The 20,688-nt window shown below is 68.1% G+C and carries 18 protein-coding genes; 9 read left to right on the forward strand and 9 right to left on the reverse strand.

Annotation, left to right across the window (positions count from 1 at the left end; translation table 11 throughout):
• The first annotated feature begins 43 nt into the window (after nucleotides 1-43).
• The 4 genes from AC07PR_RS20150 to AC07PR_RS20165 all read left to right on the forward strand — a co-directional run bounded on the left by AC07PR_RS20150 (nucleotide 44) and on the right by AC07PR_RS20165 (nucleotide 3,130).
• Nucleotides 44-511: a RidA family protein gene (locus AC07PR_RS20150; RefSeq protein WP_377156260.1), complete on the forward strand. Its 468-nt coding sequence runs from the start codon at nucleotides 44-46 to the stop codon at nucleotides 509-511.
• Nucleotides 511-1,008: a disulfide bond formation protein B gene (locus AC07PR_RS20155; RefSeq protein WP_495136350.1), complete on the forward strand. Its 498-nt coding sequence runs from the start codon at nucleotides 511-513 to the stop codon at nucleotides 1,006-1,008. Before AC07PR_RS20150 ends, AC07PR_RS20155 begins: the two co-directional genes overlap by 1 nt.
• 49 nt (nucleotides 1,009-1,057) lie before the next feature.
• Entirely contained in the window at nucleotides 1,058-1,447 is a 390-nt protein-coding gene (locus tag AC07PR_RS20160) for a VOC family protein (protein WP_495136351.1), read from the forward strand.
• Nucleotides 1,448-1,540: 93 nt separating this feature from the next.
• Nucleotides 1,541-3,130 (forward strand): alkaline phosphatase D family protein, encoded by a 1,590-nt coding sequence (locus AC07PR_RS20165; RefSeq protein ID WP_495136352.1) that lies wholly within the window; start codon nucleotides 1,541-1,543, stop codon nucleotides 3,128-3,130.
• A 149-nt stretch (nucleotides 3,131-3,279) separates the two neighbouring features.
• Here the strand turns inward: AC07PR_RS20165 and AC07PR_RS20170 are convergent, their stop codons facing one another.
• From AC07PR_RS20170 to AC07PR_RS20200, 7 genes are all read right to left on the reverse strand, one after another.
• Nucleotides 3,280-3,945, reverse strand: a complete 666-nt coding sequence (locus AC07PR_RS20170) for a helix-turn-helix transcriptional regulator (protein ID WP_495136353.1) — start codon at nucleotides 3,943-3,945, stop codon at nucleotides 3,280-3,282.
• 253 nt (nucleotides 3,946-4,198) lie between these two features.
• Entirely contained in the window at nucleotides 4,199-5,587 is a 1,389-nt protein-coding gene (locus tag AC07PR_RS20175; RefSeq protein WP_495136354.1) for a DUF1501 domain-containing protein, read from the reverse strand.
• 38 nt (nucleotides 5,588-5,625) lie between these two features.
• On the reverse strand, nucleotides 5,626-7,416 hold the full coding sequence (locus AC07PR_RS20180; RefSeq protein ID WP_495136355.1) for a DUF1800 domain-containing protein: 1,791 nt from the start codon (nucleotides 7,414-7,416) through the stop codon (nucleotides 5,626-5,628).
• Between the two features lie 357 nt (nucleotides 7,417-7,773).
• Nucleotides 7,774-9,168, reverse strand: a complete 1,395-nt coding sequence (locus tag AC07PR_RS20185; protein ID WP_377156270.1) for a DUF1501 domain-containing protein — start codon at nucleotides 9,166-9,168, stop codon at nucleotides 7,774-7,776.
• Between the two features lie 24 nt (nucleotides 9,169-9,192).
• Complete coding sequence (locus tag AC07PR_RS20190) at nucleotides 9,193-10,917, reverse strand: DUF1800 domain-containing protein (protein WP_495136356.1); 1,725 nt, start codon at nucleotides 10,915-10,917, stop codon at nucleotides 9,193-9,195.
• Nucleotides 10,918-11,399: 482 nt separating this feature from the next.
• Nucleotides 11,400-12,038, reverse strand: a complete 639-nt coding sequence (locus AC07PR_RS20195) for a CoA transferase subunit B (protein WP_495136357.1) — start codon at nucleotides 12,036-12,038, stop codon at nucleotides 11,400-11,402.
• Nucleotides 12,039-12,048: 10 nt separating this feature from the next.
• The gene (locus tag AC07PR_RS20200; RefSeq protein ID WP_377156275.1) at nucleotides 12,049-12,750 is read right to left on the reverse strand and encodes a CoA transferase subunit A; all 702 of its coding nucleotides are present in this window, start codon (nucleotides 12,748-12,750) and stop codon (nucleotides 12,049-12,051) included.
• A gap of 167 nt (nucleotides 12,751-12,917) precedes the next feature.
• Here AC07PR_RS20200 and AC07PR_RS20205 point away from each other — a divergent pair, with 167 nt between their 5' ends.
• The 4 genes from AC07PR_RS20205 (at nucleotide 12,918) to AC07PR_RS20220 (ending at nucleotide 16,633) form a co-directional block, all read left to right on the forward strand.
• A complete protein-coding gene (locus AC07PR_RS20205; RefSeq protein WP_483105666.1) occupies nucleotides 12,918-13,340 on the forward strand; it encodes a PaaI family thioesterase in 423 nt (140 codons plus the stop codon).
• Nucleotides 13,341-13,369: 29 nt separating this feature from the next.
• On the forward strand, nucleotides 13,370-13,924 hold the full coding sequence (locus tag AC07PR_RS20210; RefSeq protein ID WP_377156278.1) for a LuxR C-terminal-related transcriptional regulator: 555 nt from the start codon (nucleotides 13,370-13,372) through the stop codon (nucleotides 13,922-13,924).
• Nucleotides 13,925-14,193: 269 nt separating this feature from the next.
• A complete protein-coding gene (locus AC07PR_RS20215) occupies nucleotides 14,194-14,544 on the forward strand; it encodes an HU family DNA-binding protein (RefSeq protein ID WP_377156279.1) in 351 nt (116 codons plus the stop codon).
• Between the two features lie 106 nt (nucleotides 14,545-14,650).
• Entirely contained in the window at nucleotides 14,651-16,633 is a 1,983-nt protein-coding gene (locus AC07PR_RS20220; protein WP_495136358.1) for a B12-binding domain-containing radical SAM protein, read from the forward strand.
• 124 nt (nucleotides 16,634-16,757) lie between these two features.
• On the opposite strand, the gene AC07PR_RS20225 is transcribed toward AC07PR_RS20220, so the two are convergent.
• Nucleotides 16,758-18,065 carry a cyanophycinase gene (locus AC07PR_RS20225; protein ID WP_495136359.1) on the reverse strand — a complete coding sequence of 436 codons (1,308 nt, stop codon included), beginning with the start codon at nucleotides 18,063-18,065 and terminating at the stop codon, nucleotides 16,758-16,760.
• 237 nt (nucleotides 18,066-18,302) lie between these two features.
• Here AC07PR_RS20225 and AC07PR_RS20230 point away from each other — a divergent pair, with 237 nt between their 5' ends.
• Nucleotides 18,303-19,370: a hypothetical protein gene (locus AC07PR_RS20230; RefSeq protein ID WP_495136360.1), complete on the forward strand. Its 1,068-nt coding sequence runs from the start codon at nucleotides 18,303-18,305 to the stop codon at nucleotides 19,368-19,370.
• 151 nt (nucleotides 19,371-19,521) lie between these two features.
• Here the strand turns inward: AC07PR_RS20230 and AC07PR_RS20235 are convergent, their stop codons facing one another.
• On the reverse strand, nucleotides 19,522-20,535 hold the full coding sequence (locus AC07PR_RS20235; protein ID WP_495136361.1) for a threonine aldolase family protein: 1,014 nt from the start codon (nucleotides 20,533-20,535) through the stop codon (nucleotides 19,522-19,524).
• Nucleotides 20,536-20,688: the final 153 nt, after the last annotated feature.

Below are 20,688 nucleotides of genomic sequence, written 5' to 3' on the forward strand. Positions count from 1 at the left end.
TGTAGGATTCCCGGCGTTTTTTTCCACTTCCGCGCAGATCCTCATGAGCACTTCCGTCTACGACCGCCTGACCCAACTCGGCATCGAACTTCCGCCGGTGGCGGTGCCCGCCGCGGCCTACGTGCCGTTCGTCCGCACCGGCAACCTCGTGTTCCTGTCCGGTCATATCGCGAAGAAGGACGGCAAGCCCTGGGTGGGCCAGCTGGGCAAGGACACCGACACGAAGACGGGCCAGCAGGCCGCGCGCGCGATCGCGATCGACCTGCTGGGCACGCTGCACGCGGCGGTCGGCGACCTGAACAAGGTCAAGCGGGTCGTGAAGCTGATGAGCCTGGTCAACAGCACCGGCGACTTCACCGAGCAGCACCTGGTGACCAACGGCGCGTCCGAGCTGATCGGCGAGGTCTTCGGTCCCGAGAAGGGTGCGCATGCGCGCAGCGCCTTCGGCGTGGCGCAGATCCCGATGGGCGCCTGCGTCGAGATCGAGCTGATCGCCGAGATCGCCGACTGATGCGTGCGCTGACCCCCTCGCGCGTGCTGGCCTTCAGCGCGCTGGTGTCGCTCGCCGCCGTGGCGGCGGCCTTGGTGGCGCAGTACCAGTTCAACGTCAAGCCGTGCCCGTGGTGCGTGATGCAGCGGGGGATCTTCCTGCTGATCGCGGTGGTCAGCGCCCTGGGATGGGTGCTGCAGCGCGTGAGCTTCGTGCGCGTGCTGGCGCTGCTGCTGTCGGGCGCGCTGGGCGTGGCGGGGCTGTTCGCCGCGGGTTACCAGCACGAGGTTGCCTCCAAGCTGGCCAGTTGCGACATGACCTTCGCGGACCGCGTGCTGACGATGTTCAAGCTGGAAGATCGGATTCCGAGCATCTTCATGGTCACGGCCAATTGCAGTGAAGCGTCCGCGTACACGCTGCTCGGTCTGCCCTACGAGATCTGGAGCGGCGCCCTGTTCACCCTGATCGCGCTGCTGTGTCTGCTGACGCTCAAGCGCGGAGCGGTGCATCGTCGGTGAGACGACCGTCGATGTCTTTGAGATCGATCAACCTGTCGGGAGTTCCCACATGAAACGAGTCACTGGCATCGGCGGCATCTTCTTCAACGCCAAGGACCCTGCGGTCCTGCGCGACTGGTACCGGACGCACCTGGGCGTCGACGTCCAGCCGTGGGGCGGCGCGGCGTTCACGTGGACCGACGACGCGGGCCAGCCCACGGGCGGCTCGACGATCTGGTCCATCGGCGCGGCCGAGGGCGGCGACGGCTTCGGGCCGAACAAGGCGCCCTTCATGATCAATTACCGGGTGGCGGATCTCGCGTCGCTGCTGAAGGCGCTGCGCGACGAGGGCTGCAACGTCCTCGAGAAGACCGACGACTCGGAGTACGGCAAGTTCGGCTGGGTCATCGACCCGGAAGGCAACAAGGTCGAGCTGTGGGAGCCACCAGCGAGGCAGTGAGGACAGTCGGCTGACGCCGACCGGTCACCGCCTCGTCACACCCTCCCGGCAGCATCGCGGGCTTCGCCTTTCTGATCTCTCCGGGAGACCCGCATGGACCGCCGCCGCTTCCTCCACGCCAGCACCGTTCTTGGAGGCGCCTCGCTGCTGACGCTTCCCAGCGTCCATGCGCAGGCTCCTGCCGTCATCACGCGCGACGCGATGCGGCCGCAGATGCCGCACGGCATCCAGTCCGGCGATCCGGTCGCCGACGGCGCCATCGTCTGGACCCGCGGCGACCGCCCGAGCCGCCTCTGGCTCGAGTGGTCCACCACCGCCAGCTTCGCCAACCTCCAGCGCGTGCGCGGACCGCATCTGCTCGAGGACTCCGACTTCACCGGCCGCATCGACCTGCGCGGCCTGCCCGCCGGGCAGGAGATCTTCTATCGCGTCGTCCTGCAGGACCTGCACAACGAGCGCGTGCTGTCCGAGCCCGTCGCCGGACATCTGCGCCTGCCGGCCGCCTTCGGCGCGAAGGGCCTGCGCGATGTCCGCTTCGCCTGGAGCGGCGACACCTGCGGCCAGGGTTGGGGCATCAACGAGCAATGGGGCGGCATGAAGATCTATGAGCAGATCCGCCGCATCAATCCCGACTTCTTCCTGCACAGCGGCGACACCATCTACGCCGACAGCCCCATCCCGGCTGAGATCAAGCTCCCCGACGGATCGCTCTGGCGCAACCTCGTCACCGAGCAGACCAGCAAGGTCGCCGAGACGCTCGACGAGTACCGCGGCCGCTACCGCTACAACCTGATGGACGCCAACGTCCGCCGCATGTCGGCCGACGTGCCGCAGATCTGGCAGTGGGACGACCACGAGGTCACCAACAACTACTCCGACAGCAAGGACCTCTCCGGCGACGCGCGCTACACCGAGAAGAACATCCCGCTGCTCGTCGCCCGCGCCACCAAGGCCTTCCAGGAATACGCGCCGATGCGCCGCTTCGGCGACGTCGAGAGCGAACGCATCTACCGCCACCTGCCGCAGGGGCCGCTGCTGGACGTCTTCGTCGTCGACATGCGCAGCTACCGCGGCCCCAACAGCGCCAACCTCCAGACCGAGGAGAACGCCGACAGCGCCTTCATGGGCCGCCCGCAGATCGCGTGGCTGCTCGAAGGACTGAAGCGCTCGAAGGCCGTCTGGAAGGTCATCGCCGCCGACATGCCGATCGGCCTGCACGTCAACGACGGCAAGGACGCCGAAGGCCGCGACAAGTGGGAGGCCATCGCCAACGGCGACGACGGCGCGCCGCGCGGCCGGGAACTGGAGATCGCCCGACTCCTCAGCGAGATCAAGCGCCACCAGCTGCACAACATCGTCTGGCTCACCGCCGACGTGCACTACACCGCCGCGCACTACTTCGATCCCGCCAAGGCGAAGCACACCGACTTCCTGCCCTTCTGGGAGTTCGTCTCCGGCCCCTTGCACGCTGGCGGCTTCGGCCCCAACAAGGCTGACGGCACCTTCGGCATGCAGGTCGCGTATCAGAAGGGGCCAGGCATTGCCAACGCCGCCCCGGCGCCCGACACGCAGTTCTTCGGCCAGGTCGACATCGACGCAAAGACACGTGCGATGACGGTCACCCTGAAGGATCTGGAAGGCTCGACCCTCTACAAGAAGACGCTCGAGCCCAAACGCACCTGACCCCACACGAAGTCCTCGGTAGCAAAACCGGGCAAGTACGGTGATGGTTGGGGACGGGAGGTCGAGGGGTTTTGGCGCTTGACGCCAAGGCCCCTTGACCTCGCGGCCAACGCACGATCCTCAGCAGGAAGGCAGGCAGGCAGGCAGCCTCAAACCCGCTCCATCACCCGCAACACGCCCTGCATCGGCGGCAACTGCGCCACCATCGACACCAGGTCGCGGATGCTTTCCGTCGCCGTCTTCGCCCGCACGCTCGCGATCTGCGTGCGCACGGTCGAGATGGCGACCCCGTGGCGATGCGCGATCTCTTGCGGTTGCAACCCGGAGCAGAGCGACTGCAGCACCTGCAGCTCCGCCGCCGTCAGTTGATGTTCACGCGCGAAGGCGAGCATCGGCAGTTCCCCGCACAGGTTGCGTTTGCCGAGCACGACCATCGCCTGCGACGGCCGGCCGTGCCCGTCCTGCAGCGGCAGCACCGACAGCGACAGCCGCCCCGGCCCGCGCCCGAGACAGATGAGATGCCGCAGCCCGCGCTGCACGTCGGCGAGCGCGCCTTCCAATCGCAATTGATCGTTGCGCTGCGCCGCGATCAGTTGACCGTCGACGATCTGCAGCGGCGACGTCTCGTCGAGCTGCCGCCGCGCGGTGCTGTTGGCATAGAGCAGCAGCCCCTCGCCGGCGACGAGACAGACCCCGAGGTCGATCTCTTCCAGCGCATGGCGCCACCACCGATCCGGCGATCCGCGCCGGCGTTCCGGTCCTCGATAGGCCATCAGCCGACCCAAGTCCGGGGTCCTCCCCAACATTCCGTCCATCTCAGCCTCCCTGATCGGGCCATGCGTGGATCGCCGCCCTCGACTGCGCACGGTCTTGTCGCCGTGATCGATGTGCGGGGCGTCGTCGAGATGTTAGGAGAACGTCAGGGTCTTGCGTAGCAGAACTCGACCGGCGGCGCCCCCTAGGGTTGGGGGAGCGGGCATGTCGGTTTCCGGGCCGATTTGCCGGGAGCCCGCCGGATCGCGGAGAAACCCCTATCCATCGGGGTCGTCCGCGATACACGATGGTGCGTCAGGACATGAAGCCAAGATCCGTGCCGGCGAAGTTGCCGATGTTGGGCAGCACCGTCCGCAGCTCGGAAGGCGGCACGCCCATCCACAGCGCCAGCGTCGACGCGAGCTGGTCCACCGAGGTGGTCGGCAGCAGCCGGCCCTGGCCGACGTCGTCCGGCCCGTTGACGCTGACCGACGGCGCCGTGCCGTAGAAGCGTCCGCCCTTGACCGCCCCGCCCATCACCAGGTGATGCGCACCCCAGCCGTGATCGGTGCCGTCGCCGTTGCTGCTGAGCGTGCGGCCGAAGTCCGACGCGGTGAAGGTCGTGACCTGGTCGGCCATGCCCAGTTCCCGCAGCGCGGCGTCGAAGCTTGCCATCGCCCCGCCGACCTGCTGCATCAGCGCCGGATGGCGCGTCGTCAACCCGTCGTGCAGGTCGAAGCCGCCCAGGCCGACGAAGTAGACCTGCCGCGTCATGCCCAGCGAGGAACGCGCGGCGATCAGGCTCGCCACCATCTTCAGCTGTCGCGCCAGCGCGTCCGCCGCGAAGGCGGTGGACAGCGTCGCCCCGCCGGTCAGCGCGGTGCTCAGCGTCGTCTGCAGATCGATCGAGCGGGCGGTCACGCGGTTGAGCTCCGATTCCATCGGATGGGTCCGCTCCTCGGTGATCAGCGCCCGCAGCAGTTTGGCGCAGGAGGTCGACCCGAACACCTGGCTGCCGATGCCGGTGATCGGCTTCTTGCCGCTCGGGCCGGTCAGGTACTGGAACGCGGCGTCGCCGGCCTGGAAGACCGCGTTGCCGTAGACATTGATGCAGGTCAGCCCCGCGCGGCCGTTGCCCGACAGCATGAGGTCGGCCATGCGACCACCCCACCCGGTCCGCGCGCCCTCGACGTTGGAGGACTGCCAGAGGCTGGACTGGTCGTTGTGGGAGAACAGCTTGGGCGGCGCCGGCACCGCGCCGGACTTGAACTGCGCCAGCGTCATCGGCGCGGTCAGCGTGCCGATGTTCAGCATCACCGCGAGCCGGCCGGCGTCGAAGACCGGCTTGATCGCCGAGAGCCCCGGCGCCAGCGCCATCTGGCGGCCGTCCGGCAGCGCCACCGTCGGCGCCAGCGCGGTGGCCGCGAGCGCGTCACGTCCGATCGCCAGCGTCGGGCGGATGGCCGTGTAGGCCTGGTGGCTGACGGCGTCGTACGGGATCACGGTGTTGCCGTGGTCGTTCCCGCCGTACAGGAACACGCACACCAGCGCCTTGTAGTCGCCGCCCGTCGTCGCGGCGGCGGCGTCGCCGATCGCGGCGAGCTGCAGGGCCCACGGCGCGGCAGCGCCCACGGCGGACGCGACCGAAGCGCGCTTGAGGAACTCGCGGCGATGCAGCGAGGACAGCTTGGACACATGAGCCACGGAAGTTCTCCGGTGAACGTCGCCGCACGGCGACGTCGTCATTTCTGGATCTGGTATTCGGGGCAGGCGAGCAGCAGCATCCAACCGGCTCGGGCGCGGTTGATCTTGCCGTCGTCGGTGTTGGCCGCGATCGTCGTGACCGCGGCCGCGATGCGCTGCTGCGTCGCGTCGGAGACCGCACCGCCGCCGAGCAGCAGCGCCTGCCGCGCCACCATCGCACGTGCGTCGGTGGAGAGCGCCATGTCGTCCGTCAGGTCCGGCTTCGCATCGCCCTGCCCGGTCGTCAGCAGCGTCTGCATGAAGTTCAGGTAGCCGGTGACCGTCACCTCGTTGAGCAGCTGGAACTCCGGCGCGGTGACGCCGGTCGCCGTCATCGACGAGTTCGGCGGCACGTAGCCCGGCCGATAGAAGTTGAAGACCGACGGGCTGAAGAACGGGCTCTGGCCGAGCCGGGTCTCGGGGTCGCTGGTCTCGGGGATGGTCCACTGGCCGGCCGAGCTCAGCTTGACCGACCTCGCCACCTGGACGAAGCGCAGCACCGGCTCGCGCAGCTTGCCGGAGCTGCTCACGCCGGCCTCGATCAGGCGCGCCTCGGGATCCAGCAGCACCGCGCGCAGCACCGCCTTCAGGTCGCCGCGCACCCCTTGGCCGTTGTTGTTGAACACCTGCGCCACGCGCTGCACGTAGGCGCCGCTCGGGTGGGAGCAGACGAAGCGCTGGATCAACTGCCGGCCGAAGAAGGGCCCGACGTTCGGATGATTGGCCAGCGTGTCCAGCGCCTGGCGCAGCGCGGTCGGGCCGTCGACGCCCGCGGAGATGGTGCTGCCGAGCACCGACTTCGCGCCGCTCGAGAAGTTGGCCGCGTTGTGCACCATCGGCCGGCGCATGAAGGAAGGATCGGCACCCGCGGCGTTCGCGGTGTCGAAGTCCCATCCGGTGAAGGCGCGCGCCAGCTGCGTCACCGTGGTCTGGTCGTAGGTCTCGATCGGCCGGCCGGCGGCGGTCTGCACGGAGCCGTCCAGGTTGAGCTGCACCAGTCCGATGGTGAACAGCTGCATCACCTCGCGGGCGAAGTTCTCGTCGGGCTGGCGGCCCTTGCCGTCGTCGTTCCGGCTGCCGCGCATGGCCAGGAAGGTGCCCATCGCCGGCGACAGCGCCACCGCCTCCAACAGGCCGCGGAAGGTGCCGAACGCATGGTCCTCCAGCACGTCCGCGTAGGCGGCCAGCATCATCGTCCGCCACGGCAGCGTCGCGCCCACGGCGGAGACGACGAAGATCTCCGACAGCGCCAGCACCATGCGCTGCCGCAGTTGGTCCGGAGAAGCGATGAGCTTGCGCCACACGCTGTTGGGGAAGCCGTCGAAGTTGGCGTTCTTCCTGGCGTCGGTCGCGTAGCCGTTGCGCGTGAGCCAGTCCCAGTGCGACTCGGTGCGCGGCGCGAGGAACTGCAGGTCCAGCCAGTTGTTGTAGCCGACGGACTTCAGCGTGGCGATGTCGGCCTCGCTCGCGGCGAAGCCCGCCTGCGCGAGGAAGCGCGAGGCCTGGGCGTCGTTGGGCAGCGGCAGGACGATGCTCGCCGCGGGAGCGGGCGACGGGGCCGGTGCGGGGTCCGGCGCGGGTGCGGGCGGGGGTTCTGGAGCAGGCGCTGGTGCCGGCGCAGGCGTCGGGCCCGGCGCCGTCGAGGGCGCTGGAGCGGGCGAGCCGTCGGGCGTCTGCCCGGAGCCGGACGGGGCTGCGGACGAATCGCCGCCGCCTCCCCCGCCGCCGCAGGCGCTGAGGGCAGCGGCAGCAGCCGTGACGGCTGCGGAAGACCAGGGGAAACGGAACATGGTGGGGGTGCGTCGTTACTGCTGACGGCCGCGACTCTAGAGAGTCCCGCCCCCGAAATCAGCATCCGATCCGCAACAGCGGAAAGGCCCGGAAACGCATCCGGTTACCGTGCCGTTCGACCTCGACAGTCGCCCGTTTCCCCCGTGATCATCGGCGTTCCCGACGATCGACCGGTATTTGTTCCGGCTCCCTCGAATGGCCCGTGCGACTTCTCACGACCTGACCCTCCGGTCCCGTCCCGATCCCGTCGACGCGGTCCCGACGCGTCCTCGATCCCCTGTCCCAGCGACCTCGCCCGATGTAATTGGCGCGTACAAACCGGCCAGTCCCGGCGATCGCCGCCGAGATGTTCGAAATCAGGCCGCAAAGAGCCCGAGGTCTTTCTGGTTGAAGTTCACGATCCCCGGAAGGATCCCCGGCAGGTCGGTCGCGGGCACGCCCATCCACAGCGCCAGCGTTGCGGCCAGCTGGTCGACCGAGGTGGTCGGCAGCAGCCGGCCCTGGCCGACGTCGTCGGGTCCGTTGACGGCGACCGTCGGTGCCGTGCCGTAGAAACGACCGCCCTTCACCGCGCCGCCCATGACCAGGTGGTGGCTGCCCCAGCCGTGGTCGGAACCGTCGCCGTTGGAGCTCAGCGTGCGACCGAAGTCGGAGGCCGTGAAGGTCGTGACGTTCTGGGCGACGCCGAGCTCGACCAGCGCCGCGTCGAAACTCGCCATCGCGCTGCCGACGTTGCCCAGCAGCACCGGCTGCTGCGACATCAGGTTGTCGTGCAGGTCGAAGCCGCCGATCGACACGAAGTACACCTGCCGCTGCACGCCCAGCGAGGCGCGGGCGCCGATCAGGCGCGCGACCGTCTGCAGCTGGGCCGCCAGGCCGTTGCCGTTGGTCTCGAACGGCGTCTGCAGCGTGGTGGTGGACAGCGCCGTGGTGATCGTGCCCTGCGCATTGACCGAGCGTGCGGTGACGCGGTTCAGCTCCTGCTCCATCCAGTGCTGGCGCTCGCCGGTGATCATGCCGCGCAGCGCTTCCGCACACGCGGCGGAGCCGAACAGCGAGCGGTTCGCGCCATTGATGGCGACGGCGCCGCTGCTGCTCATCTGGTACTGCACCGCCTGGCCGCCCGACATGAAGACGGCATTGCCGGAGACGTTGATGCAGCTGAAGGTGGCGTTGCCGTTGCTGGACAGGAACTGGTCGGCCACGCGACCGCCCCAGCCCGAGGTCGCGCCTTCGGGCCGCGACGATTGCCAGAGGCTGGACTGGTCGTTGTGCGAGAACAGCTTGGGCGGCAACGGCACGTTGGCGGCCTTGTACTGGGCGAGCGTCGTCGGCTGCATCAGCGGGCCGATGTTGAGCATCACCGCGAGCCGGCCCGCGTCGAAGACCGGCTTGAGCCGGTTCATCGTCGGCGCCAGCGCCAGCTGCCGGCTGTCGGGCAGCGCGAGGGACGGCGTCAGCGCCGTGGCGGCGAGCTGATCGCGCGGGATCGCCAGCGCCTGGCGGATGTTGGCGTAGGCCTGGTAGTTCGCCGTGTCGTACGGGATCACCGTGTTGCCATAGTCGTTGCCGCCGTACATGAACAGGCAGACGATGGCCTTGTAGTCGCCCGGCGCGGCGGCCGCGGCGGCCTCGCCGATGGCGGCCAGCTGCAGCGCCCAGGGCGCGGCCGTGCCGGCGATGGACACCGCCGAGGCGCGCTTGAGGAATTCGCGACGGCGCAGCGAGGGAAGCTTGGAGAGGTGGGTCATGGTCGGCACTCCGCTCACGGCTGGTTATTTCTGGACCTGGTATTCGGGCGCCGCCAGCACCATCAGCCAGGAGGCCTTGACGCGGTTCAGCTTATTGGTGTCGGTGTCGGCCTTGATCGTGGCGACGGCGGTGGCGATCGTGGTGATCGTGGCCTCCGAGATGTCGCCGCCGCCCATCAGTTGCGCCTGGCGCCGCACCAGCGCCGGGACGTCGGCGACCAGCGCGAGGTCGGCGGTGTAATCGGGCTTCATGTCGCTGACGCCGTTGCCGATCAGGCCCTGCATGTAGTTCAGGTAGCCGGCGACGGTGCTCTCGTTGCAGAGCTGGAACTCGGGCGCGGTCACGTTGTTGGTGCCCAGCTGCGAGTTGGGCGGCACATAACCGGGCCGGAAGAAGTTGAAGACCGAGCCGCTGCGCATCGGGCTCTGCCCCAGGCGCGACGACGGGTTGCTGGTGTCGCCGACGGCCCAGAGGTCGCCGGGCGAGCTCAGGCCCACGGTGCGCGCCCACTGGATCATGCGCTGCAGCGGCTCGCGCAGCTTGCCGGCGCTGGGCGCGGTGGACCGCGTGCGGGCCTCGGTGTCGAGCAGGATCGCGCGGATCACCGCGCGCATGTCGCCGCGCACGCCCTTGCCGTTGTTGTCGAAGACCGCGGCGACGCGCTGCACGTAGGCGGGGCTCGGGTTCGAGGCCACCAGGCGCTGGATCAGTTGCCGGCCGATGAACGGGCCGACGTTGGGATGCGCGGTCAGCGTGTCCAGCGCGACCTTCATCGCGGCGGCGCCGTCGGCCGTCGCGGGGATGACGGCGTCCAGCACCTTCTTCTCGCCGGTGGAGAAGCGCGAGGCGTTCTGCCGCATCGGGCGCTTCATGTAGCTGAAGTCGAGGCCGTCCACGTCGGAGGAGTCGACGTCGAAGTCCCAGCCCGTGAACACGCGCGCCAGATCGGTGATCTGCTGCAGCGTGTAGGTGTCGACGGTCTTGCCGTTGACCATCTTGGGCGTGCCGTCGGCATTGAGCTGGTTCAGGCCGATGGTGAACAGCTGCATCACCTCGCGGGCGTAGTTCTCGTCGGGCTGGCGGCCGCTCTTCACGTCTTCCTTGCGGTTGCCGCGCATGGCCAGGTAGACGCCCATCGCCGGGGACAGCGTCACGCCCTCGATCAGCGCGCGGAAGCTGCCGAAGCAACGCTCTTCCAGCATGTCGACGTAGCCGGCGGTCGCGAATTGCGGCCACGCGATCGGCAGGCCGTTCATCGAGACGACGAAAATCTCCGACAAGGCCAGCACCACGCGCTGACGCAACTGGTCGGGCGAGCCGATCAGCTTGCGCCACAGCGTCGCGTCGACGCCGTCCAGGCTGTAGCGGTTGGCCTCGGCGCCCTTGCCCTTGGCCACGAGCCAGTCATAGTGGCTCTGCGTGCGCGGCGCGTCGAACTGCTGGTCCAGCCAGCGCGCGAAACCGACCGTCTTGACGCTGGTCAGATCCGCCGCGCTGGCGGCAAAACCGGCCTGGCCGAGGAAGCGCGCCGCCTCGGGTTCGGTCGTGGGCACGTTGGTCTGGGGATCGCTGTCCGGGCCGGCGGTGCTGTCGCCGCCCCCACCGCCGCCGCCGCAGGCCGCGAGCAGTGCCGCAGCAGCGGCGGCCGCCAGGGTGGCCGTCGTGCCGACGGTGGTGGTGTCTTCAACGACGCGATCGTCGTCGGGCAGTGCGGGCGGTGCAAAGTGGGTAGTGGCGGCGGCAGTCATCTCGGCATCGGCTCCAGGCAGCGGATGCGGGATGGTGGCGAGGACCGGACTTCAATTCACCGTCATTCGTACAACTTGTGAAAGGCGCGGCAACAGGCTGTTGCGGCGTGATTTATTCACGAGTCGAACTTGTCGGGGTGGGATATGCGCGAGAAACGAACTGGAAATACATCGCCCGCGCGTGGCACATGAGATGCCTGGACTGCCGTTTTCCTGCGCGCGGCACGTGTGGCGTGACTCCCTCTCCCGCTTGCGGGAGAGGGTAGGGGTGAGGGCCAGCGGCGGTGGAAGTGCTGAAGCCCTCAGCCTCTGGGTGAGGTCGGTGCGCAGTCCCCTGCGAGAAGCCAAGCGCGGGCGCTCCAGGGTGCAGGGGGCATCCCTCCGGGAACCCCCAGCACCCTTCCGGCCCCACCCGCTCTCGCTGCCCAGGGGCCTGGAGAGTACGTGTGGCAGGTCTTGCCACGAGTGGGGCCAGGTCTTGCTCAGACCAGCGTCACGCCGGTCTTGCTCTGCACGAACTCGCGGGTCACTTCGGGGGCGAGCTCGACCAGCTTCAGGCCCTGCGGAGTCACGTCCATCACGGCCAGGTCCGTGATGATGCGGTTGACGACGCCCACGCCCGTCAGCGGCAGCGTGCAGGTCGGGATGATCTTCAGGTCCTCGGTGCCGTCCTTCTTGCGGGCGACGTGCTCCATCAGCACGATCACGCGCTTGACGCCGGCGACCAGGTCCATCGCGCCGCCCATGCCCTTCACCATCTTGCCGGGGATCATCCAGTTGGCGAGGTCGCCGTGCTCGCTGACCTGCATCGCGCCCAGGATGCTGAGGTTGATCTTGCCGCCGCGGATCATCGCGAAGCTGTCATGGCTGCCGAAGATGGACGAGCCAGGCATCGTCGTCACCGTCTGCTTGCCGGCGTTGATGAGGTCGGCGTCGACCTCGTCCTCCGTCGGGAACGGGCCGATGCCGAGCATGCCGTTCTCGCTCTGCAGCCACACTTCCTTGTCGGCCGGCACGAAGTTCGCCACCAGCGTCGGAATGCCGATGCCGAGATTCACGTAGAAGCCGTCTTCCAGTTCCTGCGCGGCACGTGCCGCCATCTGGTCTTGGGTCCAGGGCATGTCTCTCTCCTCAAGCCGCGGGGCGGATGGTGCGCTTCTCGATGCGCTTCTCAGGATTCGGGTTGTGCACGATGCGGTGCACGTAGATCCCGGGCAGATGGATGCTGTCGGGATCCAGCTCGCCGACCTCGACGACCTGCTCCACCTCCACCACCGTGACCTTGCCGGCCATCGCGCAGGCCGGATTGAAGTTGCGCGCCGTGCGCCGGAAGATCAGGTTGCCGCTCTTGTCGGCGATGTGCGCCTTGACCAGCGCCACATCCGGATTGAGCGCGCGCTCCATCACGTACTGATGGCCGTCGAACTCGCGGATCTCCTTGCCCTCGGCCACCAGCGTGCCGACGCCGGTGCGCGTGAAGAAGGCCGGGATGCCCGCGCCGCCGGCACGCAGCTTCTCGGCCAGCGTGCCCTGCGGCGTGAACTCGAGTTCGAGCTCGCCCGCCAGGTACTGGCGCTCGAACTCCTTGTTCTCGCCGACGTAGCTGGAGATCATCTTCCTGATCTGCCGCGTCTCGAGCAGCTGGCCCAGGCCGAAGCCGTCCACGCCCGCGTTGTTGCTGATGACGGTCAGGCCCTTGGTGCCGCTGTCCCGCAGCGCCGCGATGAGCGCCTCCGGAATGCCGCACAGGCCGAAGCCGCCGACGGCCAGCAACTGGCCGTCCGCCACGATGCCGTCCAACGCCGCCTTGGCATTGGGGAAAAGCTTGTTCATCCGATGTCTCCTGCTTGCCGTTGATCCACGGGTTTCAGAACTGGTCCAGAACTGGTCGAGCAATCTACTACGTAAGGCATTAGGTAAGCGCTACGTAGAATTGATTAAGCATCCGCCGCTGCCTCCCCGCGCAGCCATCCCGCCACCGAGTCCCCGAAGGAAGCCCGATGACCCTGCCCCCGGACGCCCTGTCCCTGGACGCGCTGCGCGCGCAGATCCCGAAGATCTTCGCGCCCTGGATCGTCGCACTCGGCCTGGAGCCCGTCCATGCGGAAGATGGGCTGCTGCGATTGACGATGCCGGTCGCGCCCGAGCTGGTCCACGTCGGCGGCGTGATGTGCGGGCAGGCGTCGATGGCCGCGGCCGACACGGCGATGGTGTTGCTGATGATGCGCGAGCTGGGCGAGTTCCGCCCGATGACGACCGTCCAGCTGCAATCGACCTTCATCCGCCCGGTCTCCGGCGCCCGCTGCACGATCGAGGCGCGCCTGCTGCGCCGCGGCAGGAACCTGGCGTTCGGGCAGATCGACCTGCTCGACGAGCAGGGCCGGCTGGCCGTGCAGTCGACGACGACCTACGCGCTGTTGTGACTGTTGCGGCCCGTTCCGACCTGCTTCCCATGAGCCTCGACTACCGCACCGCGTTCGACCAGGCCCCGATCGGGCTGGTGATTTCCGAGAACCGCCTGATCAAGGACTGCAACCGGCTGGTGCTGGAGATCTTCGGCGCGCAGCGCGAGCAGCTGATCGGCCACAGCTTCGCGCTGCTGTATCCGAGCCCCGTCGAATTCGAGCGCACCGGCGAGCGCATCGTCGCGAGCCTCGATGCCGCCGGCTATTACGCCGACGAGCGCGTGATGAAGCGCGTCGGCGGCTCGCGCGCGGGCGAGCTGTTCTGGTGCCACGTGTCGGGCCGCGCGCTGGACCCGTCGCAGCCGCATGCGAGCGGCATCTGGAGTTTCGAGGACCTGTCCGCGACGCGCCAGCTCAAGGCCGACCTCACGCCGCGCGAGCGCGAGATCGCCGCCCTGCTGATCGAAGGCCTCACCAGCAAGCTGATTGGCCGCAAGCTCGGCGTCAGCCCGCGCACGGTCGATGTGTACCGCGCACGCTTGATGAAGAAATACGGCGCGGCGAGCACGCCGGACCTTGTCCATCGCCTGCTCGTGTCATGAGATTCCTTGCGTGACGTATTCCCGCGCAAGGCCTGACGCCTTGCGGAAATCACCTGGAATGCCCCCTTGGCAACATGATGGAAACCTCGTTGCAAGCGCTCACAAGATCCTCAGAAGCACCGATGGATACGGCAATCGAGCAAGACGTGACCCCGGATAGGCGATTTCATCGATGATTTGCGGGGCAACCCGGGGATGCGCGCGTGATTTCTCACGCACAATACGCGCCGTCCGGCGTGAAGCCGGGCCTTAACCGCAGAGTCAAACGAATGAACAAGACTGAACTGATCGAACACCTGGCTTCCAAGCACGAACTGACCAAGGCCGAAGCTGGCCGCATCCTGGAAACGCTGCTGGACGCGGTGGTGTCCACGGTGAAGAAGGGTGGCGCTGTCTCCATCCCGGGCTTTGGCGCCTTCAAGCAACACGCCCGTGCCGCCCGCACCGGCGTGAACCCCAGCACCGGCGACAAGATCAAGATCGCCGCCGCCAAGCTGCCGAAGTTCACCCCGGGCGCCGGCTTCAAGGCCGCCGTGGACCCGAAGGCTGCCGCTCGCAAGGCTGCCGCCAAGCCGGCCAAGGCTGCCGCCAAGCCCGCCAAGAAGGCCGCCAAGAAGTAATCCACTTCTGGCGCACGCCGATCGCCAGGGTCGCTTCAGCGATCCGGGCGGTACCGAACAAACCCGGCTTCTGCCGGGTTTGTTTTTTTGCTTCTACAGTTCCGACATGTCCGCCCCCGCGCCCACCGCCGCGTCCGCCCCGACGCCCGCCCTTGCGCCCTCCCCGCGCGTGCTCTCGCTCATCCCCCCGATGACGCAGCTCAACACGCCCTACCCGTCCACCGCGTACCTGACGGGTTTCCTGCGCTCGCGCGGCTTCCAGGCGGCGCAGCGCGATCTGGCGCTGGCGCTGGTGCTCAAGCTGTTCTCCCGCGACGGCCTGACACGCGTGCGGGCCGCCGTGCAGGCGATCCCGCTGCCGGACCGCGGCATCGCGTCGCGCCATTTCGACGAATCCTTCGACCGCTACTTCGCCACGATCGCGCCGGCGATCGCGTTCCTGCAGGGGCGCGACCCGACGCTGGCGCACCGCATCAACACGCGGACCTTCCTGCCCGAAGGCGCGCGATTCCAGACGCTGGAGGTCTACGTCGCCGATGACGGCGAGGATCCGCTGGCCTGGGCCTTCGGCGCGCTGGGACTGCAGGACCGCGCGCGGCACCTGGCGACGCTGTACCTGAACGACCTCGCCGACGTGCTGCGCGAATCGGTCGATCCGCGTTTCGAGTTCGTCCGTTACGCCGAGCAGTTGGCGACCAGCCAGCCGACCTTCGATCCGTTGCACGACGCGCTGAGCGCGCCGCCCAACCTCGTCGACGACCTGCTGCGCGAGCTGACGCTCGCCGCGATCGATGCGGAACAGCCCGACGTGGTGCTGCTCTCGGCGCCCTTCCCCGGCGCCGTCTACGCGGCGCTGCGCATCGGGCAGACGATCAAGCGCGAGCGGCCCCACATCAAGATCCTGTTCGGCGGCGGCTTCGTCAACACCGAGTTGCGCGAGCTGACCGAGCCGCGCCTCTTCGACTACGTGGACTTCGTGTCGCTGGACGCGGGCGAGCGCCCGCTGCTGGCGCTGCTCGATCACATCGCCGGCAAGCGCAGCCGGCAGCGGCTGGTGCGATGCTTCATCCGCGAGGACGACGGCGAGGACGCGGAGCGCGCCGAAGGCACGCGGGCGGGCCAGGTCCGCTACATCAACTTCGTCGAGCCGGACGTTCCCTTCGAGGACGTCGGCACGCCGACCTGGGACGGCCTGCCGTTGCACGACTACCTGTCGCTGCTGGACATGCTGAACCCGATGAACCGGCTGTGGAGCGACGGCCGCTGGAACAAGCTGACCATCGCGCACGGCTGCTATTGGAAGAAGTGCAGCTTCTGCGACATCACGCTGGACTACATCTCGCGCTACGAGGCAGCCTCGGCGAAGACGCTGGTGGACCGCATCGAGGCGATCGTCGCGGAGACGGGCCAGACCGGCTTCCACTTCGTCGACGAGGCGGCACCGCCCAAGGTGCTGAAGGCGCTGGCGCAGGAGCTGATCGATCGCGGCGTGTCCATCAGCTGGTGGGGCAACGTGCGCTTCGAGAAGACCTTCACCCCCGAGCTCTGCCAGTTGCTCGCCGACAGCGGCTGCATCGCGATCAGCGGCGGGCTAGAGGTCGCGTCCGATCGACTGTTGAAGCTGATGCAGAAAGGCGTGTCCGTCGAGCAGGTGGCGCGCGTGACGCGCGCGTTCACCGAATCCGGCATCCTCGTCCACGCCTACCTGATGTACGGCTTCCCGACGCAGACGGTGCAGGACACCGTCGATGCGCTCGAGTACGTGCGCCAGCTCTTCGAGAACGGCTGCATCCAGAGCGGCTTCTTCCACCGCTTCGCCTGCACGGTGCACTCTCCGGTGGGACAGGACCCGAAAGCCTTCGGCGTCGAACTGCTGCCGCTGCCGCCGTCGCCGTTCGCGAAGAACGACGTCGGCTTCGTCGACCCCACCGGCACGGACCACGATGCCATGGGGGAAGCACTCAAGAAGGCGCTCTACAACTTCATGCACGGCATCGGCGTGGAGCAGGACGTGCGACGCTGGTTCAGCGTCAGGGTGCCGAAGCCCAAGGTGTCCAAGCAGTTCATCGCCGAGGCGTTGGACGCGTGAGGATGCCGGCGTCCGCGCTGCCAGGCGCGGGCTCTCCACGGTGCATGGGGGATCGCTCCAGGACCCCCAAGCACCATTCCGGCCCCACCATCACTCGCTGACTTCGGGCCTTGGTTGGCGCTGGTCAGCGCATGCCGGCGGGCGCGATCATCGTTGCGGCAGGGACCGCGTTCGTCGTGGGACCCGCACCAGGATCGGGCAAGCGCACCGGGCGGATGTCGAGCCGCACATCGAGCAGCGTGACGTCCTTCGCGTCGCCATCGGTGTCGATCCATCCCTGCGTATCCGCACCGCGATAGAGCCGGAAGACAAAGCCGGTGCGGTCGCGATCGCCGGTGGCGTCGGGACGGATGCGCGCCGCCATCGCGCGCACCTCGGCCGCGGGCGAACTCAGCAGTTCAGTCATCGCCTGGACGATGCGGTTGTCGCCGAGGATGTCCGGCTGGAAGCTGTCCACCGGCCCGCGTGAGGAAACAGCCCCTCCCTGCATCGAGGCACGGACCGGCACGGGGGATCCGGCGGCGGTCTTTCTGGGCGCCGGCATCGTGACGCCGGAGCGCAGGTCGTGGCGGTCGCCGTTGTCGAGGTAGCTGAGCCGCGCGCCGCGCACGTTGAACATGCCCAGCGACGGATCGCTGTGCGCATCGCGCAGGTCGACGAACAGCGCGCCCCGTCCGCCGATGACATCGATGCGATCGCCATGCACGACGGCGGCGCTGTTCTCCTCGACGCCGAGCCCGAAGCGGTAGCCCTTGGCCATCATCAGCGGCAGCATGCGGCCGATGCGCCCGCGCTTGAGGAAATGCTGGTCGACGAACAGCTCGCTGCCGACGAAGCCGAGGCCCTGGTCGATCTCATGACCCTCGCGCAGCGTGCCGCGCATGACCTCCATGACGTTGAGCGCATCGCGGAACATCACGCGGCTCATGATGGCCGCGCCGGCGCTGGTGCCCGCGACGACACCGCCGCGCCGATAGACATCCCAGATGGCATCGAGCATCGCCGTGCGCCGCCCGTCAGGCTGCAGCGTGTCGACGATGAAGCCCTGCGCGCCGCCCGAGAAGAAGACGGCGTTGGACGCGCGCACCTTCGCGATCAGCTCGGGATCGTTGAGGTTCTTCTGCAGGTCGGCGCCTTCGAGTCGCGGCGCCACGGGGATGTGCTCGGCCTGCGCGCCGTGTTTCCTGAGCACGTCGATGATGAGCTTGGCGGAGAGCTCCGGATTGGCCGCGGCGGTGGCGAGCACGGCGAAATGCGCCTTGCCGGGGCCGCCGGCCTCCTGGACGATGCGCTGCCAGACAGCGTCGTTGTCCATGCGCAGCGCACCGCCGATGACGATGGCGGTCTGGGCCGAGGCGGCGCCGGCCCCCAGCAACGCCGCCGCGGCGAGCAGCGCGCGGACCCGGATCGAGAGGAGTCGGAAGGCATGCATGCCGTCTATCTTGCATATCGCATGCCAGATGGGAAGCAGGCTCCGCCTTCAACCTGGGGATACGAACGGGCATTCCGGCCCGCCCTCCCCTGAACGGATGGGTATCGATCGGGGCGGACACCGCACGGCAGAAGCGGGCACGGGAGTGTCCGAGCGCGTCCCCTCCATGTGGGATGACGCATGACAAGCGCGTTTCCATACTCGTCCACGGTCCGATCCGGGCCGAGGAGACACGCGATGACGACGAAGATGTACTCGAACGAGGACCTGAGACAAGGGCGGACCGATTTCAACCAGTTCGTCCCGGTGATCGCGCACGGCGACTCGTGGGGCTCTTTCGGCTCATTGCCGACCTGGCTGACGGGAAGCCTGTTCAACGCCCTGGACTTCGGCAAGGACGTCGGCATCGTCAACTACGCCATGCCGGGCCAGTTGCTGCGCGACCTGCCGGACGCGAAGAAGTTTTCGAAGTTCAATCAGGCGATGACGGCGAGAGGCGCGCCCAACTGGCGCGCGCTGATGATCTCAGGCGGCGGCAACGATCTGATCGACTGGATCCGCCGCAGCCCCGGCTTCGATCTCTCGCAGCGCATCCTGCGCCGGCAGGACGAGTGGCAGGACGCGAGTCTCGGCGTCGCGCGCTACCTGTCGCAGTCCGGCTGGACCAACCTCTGCGAGGAATTGATGGAGGCCTACGTGAAGCTGGACGCGCTGCGCGACGGCAACTTCGCCGGCATGGTCATCATCACGCATGTCTACGACTACATGACGCCGCGCTTTGCGCCGGTGATTGGCGGCGGATCGAACGCCTGGATGGCGCCGGCGTTCGAGATGGCCGGCATTCCGAAGGGCGACTGGAACGCCGTGGCCCACGTGCTGGTGGACTGGTTCCACGACTTCCTCGAGCATCAGGTGAAGGCACGCATCGGCGGTTTCCTCGTGCTGGACACGCGCGGCGGCAGCACCCCGGCGGCGCCGGGCACGACCGGCGTCAGCAATGACTGGGCGAACGAGATCCACCTGACAGCACAGGGCTACAAGAAGCTCGCCGCCGCGACATGCAACGCCACCTTGACGGCCTTGGCCCAGACCTGGACGACCGGTGAAATCGCGGCGTCCGACACCCCACCGGCAGCGGCGGGACTCCGCGCGCTGGAGTCGGCGCTGCGCGAGTCGGGACACGCGTCGCCGAAGTCCGCAAAGGCGATGAAGAAGGCGCCGGACGCTCCCGCGAAGAAGGGGAAGAAGACGGGGCAGAAGACGGCGACGAAGGCGGCGACGAAGGGGGCGAAAAGGCCCCGCTGATGCCGATCGAAGCGGAGCTCCGCTTCTTCGCCATCGCCGGAAGCATCGTGACGGGGCGTGCTACCGGGTCGTCAACGCGGCGAACTCCTCCGGCGGAGACCGCGTTGCTACGCGGTCCGGCGCCGTCTACCGACGCGCCGGGTGAGCGAGCTCAGGCCCGACCCGCGAGATCGATCAATCGCTTGAACGCTGCAGCGACGACCTCGTCGCCCAAGGCGAGCAGGTTGTCGCCGACATAGATCTCCGTCACTGCCCGACCCGGAGAACCCGTTTCGCGCGCGGCATTGAACAGCCAGAGGCCGTCGTTCTCGGCGATCGCGTTGCGCGCCTCCACGAGACGTTGCACCTCCCCGTCCATGTGGACATGGAACATGTTCGCGTGCGGCGCGGTGGGATTGATCCGGAGGCCGTCGACCTGGCTCAACGCCTGGACCACCTGCACCGTGCGCTCGAACAGACGAGGCATCAGCGCCAGGCGTTCGTCCAGACGGCAGGCCGCCGATGCCGCGAGCGGCGCCAGTTGATAGATCGTTCCGCCCATGCGTCGCCGCCACAGGCGCGCCTGCGCCATGACGCGTTCCTCACCCGCGAGCAGCGCGCCCGAGAATCCGCCGAGTCCCTTGTAGGTCGAGACATAGACGGTGTCGAAGCCGGCGACGATGTCGGCGTAGTCCTTCCCGTACCACGCGGCCGCCTCCCACAGGCGCGCGCCATCGAGGTGGAGTCTTGTGTCCGTCTCCATCCCCCAGGCCTTGATCGCGACCAGTTCCTCCCATGTGGGGGACTGCCCGCCGATCACGCGCGCCGGGAGTTCGAGCACCACGGCGGCCAAGGCCTCCGCGGGCCGTTCCAGATCGCTCCTGTTGAGCGTGCGGTGGGACTGCCCGAGGAACGCCGCATGCAGCCCCATCACATGGGAATAGGCCAGTTCCTCTTCCGTTGCCAGATGGCAGGTCGCGTGCATGCCGAAGCGCGGCAGACGCTTGTCGTCCGCGTGGAGGCGCAAGGCGATCAGCTGCGCCATGACGCCGCTGGGCATGAAGACGGCGGCCGGCTTTCCCAACAGACCGGCGACGCGCTGCTCCAGCAGTGCGACTGCGCCGCCGTCGCCGTATACGTCGGCGGCGACGTCGTTCGCCCGCGCCCAGGCCGCAATGGCTTCCAAATCCTCGGCGAATGATCGGGGGGCAAAACCTGACACCCACCGGGTGCAGCGCTTCTTCAGGGCTTGGATCTCAGAGGGCGTCATCGCTGTCTCGCTCGCGGCAATCGGATCGCGATTGAATCACGATCGCAGACTCGCGGACTCGCGGACTCG

The sequence above is a fragment of the Roseateles sp. GW821-FHT09H11 genome, from assembly GCF_059415845.1.

What these genes read in the sequence shown, in the direction of transcription:
- AC07PR_RS20150 (WP_377156260.1), top strand. Translation starts at nt 44, where the DNA reads ATGAGCACTTCCGTCTACGACCGCCTGACCCAACTCGGCATCGAACTT.
- AC07PR_RS20155 (WP_495136350.1), top strand. Translation starts at nt 511, where the DNA reads ATGCGTGCGCTGACCCCCTCGCGCGTGCTGGCCTTCAGCGCGCTGGTG.
- AC07PR_RS20160 (WP_495136351.1), top strand. Translation starts at nt 1,058, where the DNA reads ATGAAACGAGTCACTGGCATCGGCGGCATCTTCTTCAACGCCAAGGAC.
- AC07PR_RS20165 (WP_495136352.1), top strand. Translation starts at nt 1,541, where the DNA reads ATGGACCGCCGCCGCTTCCTCCACGCCAGCACCGTTCTTGGAGGCGCC.
- AC07PR_RS20170 (WP_495136353.1), bottom strand. Translation starts at nt 3,945, where the DNA reads ATGGACGGAATGTTGGGGAGGACCCCGGACTTGGGTCGGCTGATGGCC.
- AC07PR_RS20180 (WP_495136355.1), bottom strand. Translation starts at nt 7,416, where the DNA reads ATGTTCCGTTTCCCCTGGTCTTCCGCAGCCGTCACGGCTGCTGCCGCT.
- AC07PR_RS20185 (WP_377156270.1), bottom strand. Translation starts at nt 9,168, where the DNA reads ATGACCCACCTCTCCAAGCTTCCCTCGCTGCGCCGTCGCGAATTCCTC.
- AC07PR_RS20190 (WP_495136356.1), bottom strand. Translation starts at nt 10,917, where the DNA reads ATGACTGCCGCCGCCACTACCCACTTTGCACCGCCCGCACTGCCCGAC.
- AC07PR_RS20195 (WP_495136357.1), bottom strand. Translation starts at nt 12,038, where the DNA reads ATGCCCTGGACCCAAGACCAGATGGCGGCACGTGCCGCGCAGGAACTG.
- AC07PR_RS20200 (WP_377156275.1), bottom strand. Translation starts at nt 12,750, where the DNA reads ATGAACAAGCTTTTCCCCAATGCCAAGGCGGCGTTGGACGGCATCGTG.
- AC07PR_RS20205 (WP_483105666.1), top strand. Translation starts at nt 12,918, where the DNA reads ATGACCCTGCCCCCGGACGCCCTGTCCCTGGACGCGCTGCGCGCGCAG.
- AC07PR_RS20210 (WP_377156278.1), top strand. Translation starts at nt 13,370, where the DNA reads ATGAGCCTCGACTACCGCACCGCGTTCGACCAGGCCCCGATCGGGCTG.
- AC07PR_RS20215 (WP_377156279.1), top strand. Translation starts at nt 14,194, where the DNA reads ATGAACAAGACTGAACTGATCGAACACCTGGCTTCCAAGCACGAACTG.
- AC07PR_RS20220 (WP_495136358.1), top strand. Translation starts at nt 14,651, where the DNA reads ATGTCCGCCCCCGCGCCCACCGCCGCGTCCGCCCCGACGCCCGCCCTT.
- AC07PR_RS20225 (WP_495136359.1), bottom strand. Translation starts at nt 18,065, where the DNA reads ATGCATGCCTTCCGACTCCTCTCGATCCGGGTCCGCGCGCTGCTCGCC.
- AC07PR_RS20230 (WP_495136360.1), top strand. Translation starts at nt 18,303, where the DNA reads ATGACGACGAAGATGTACTCGAACGAGGACCTGAGACAAGGGCGGACC.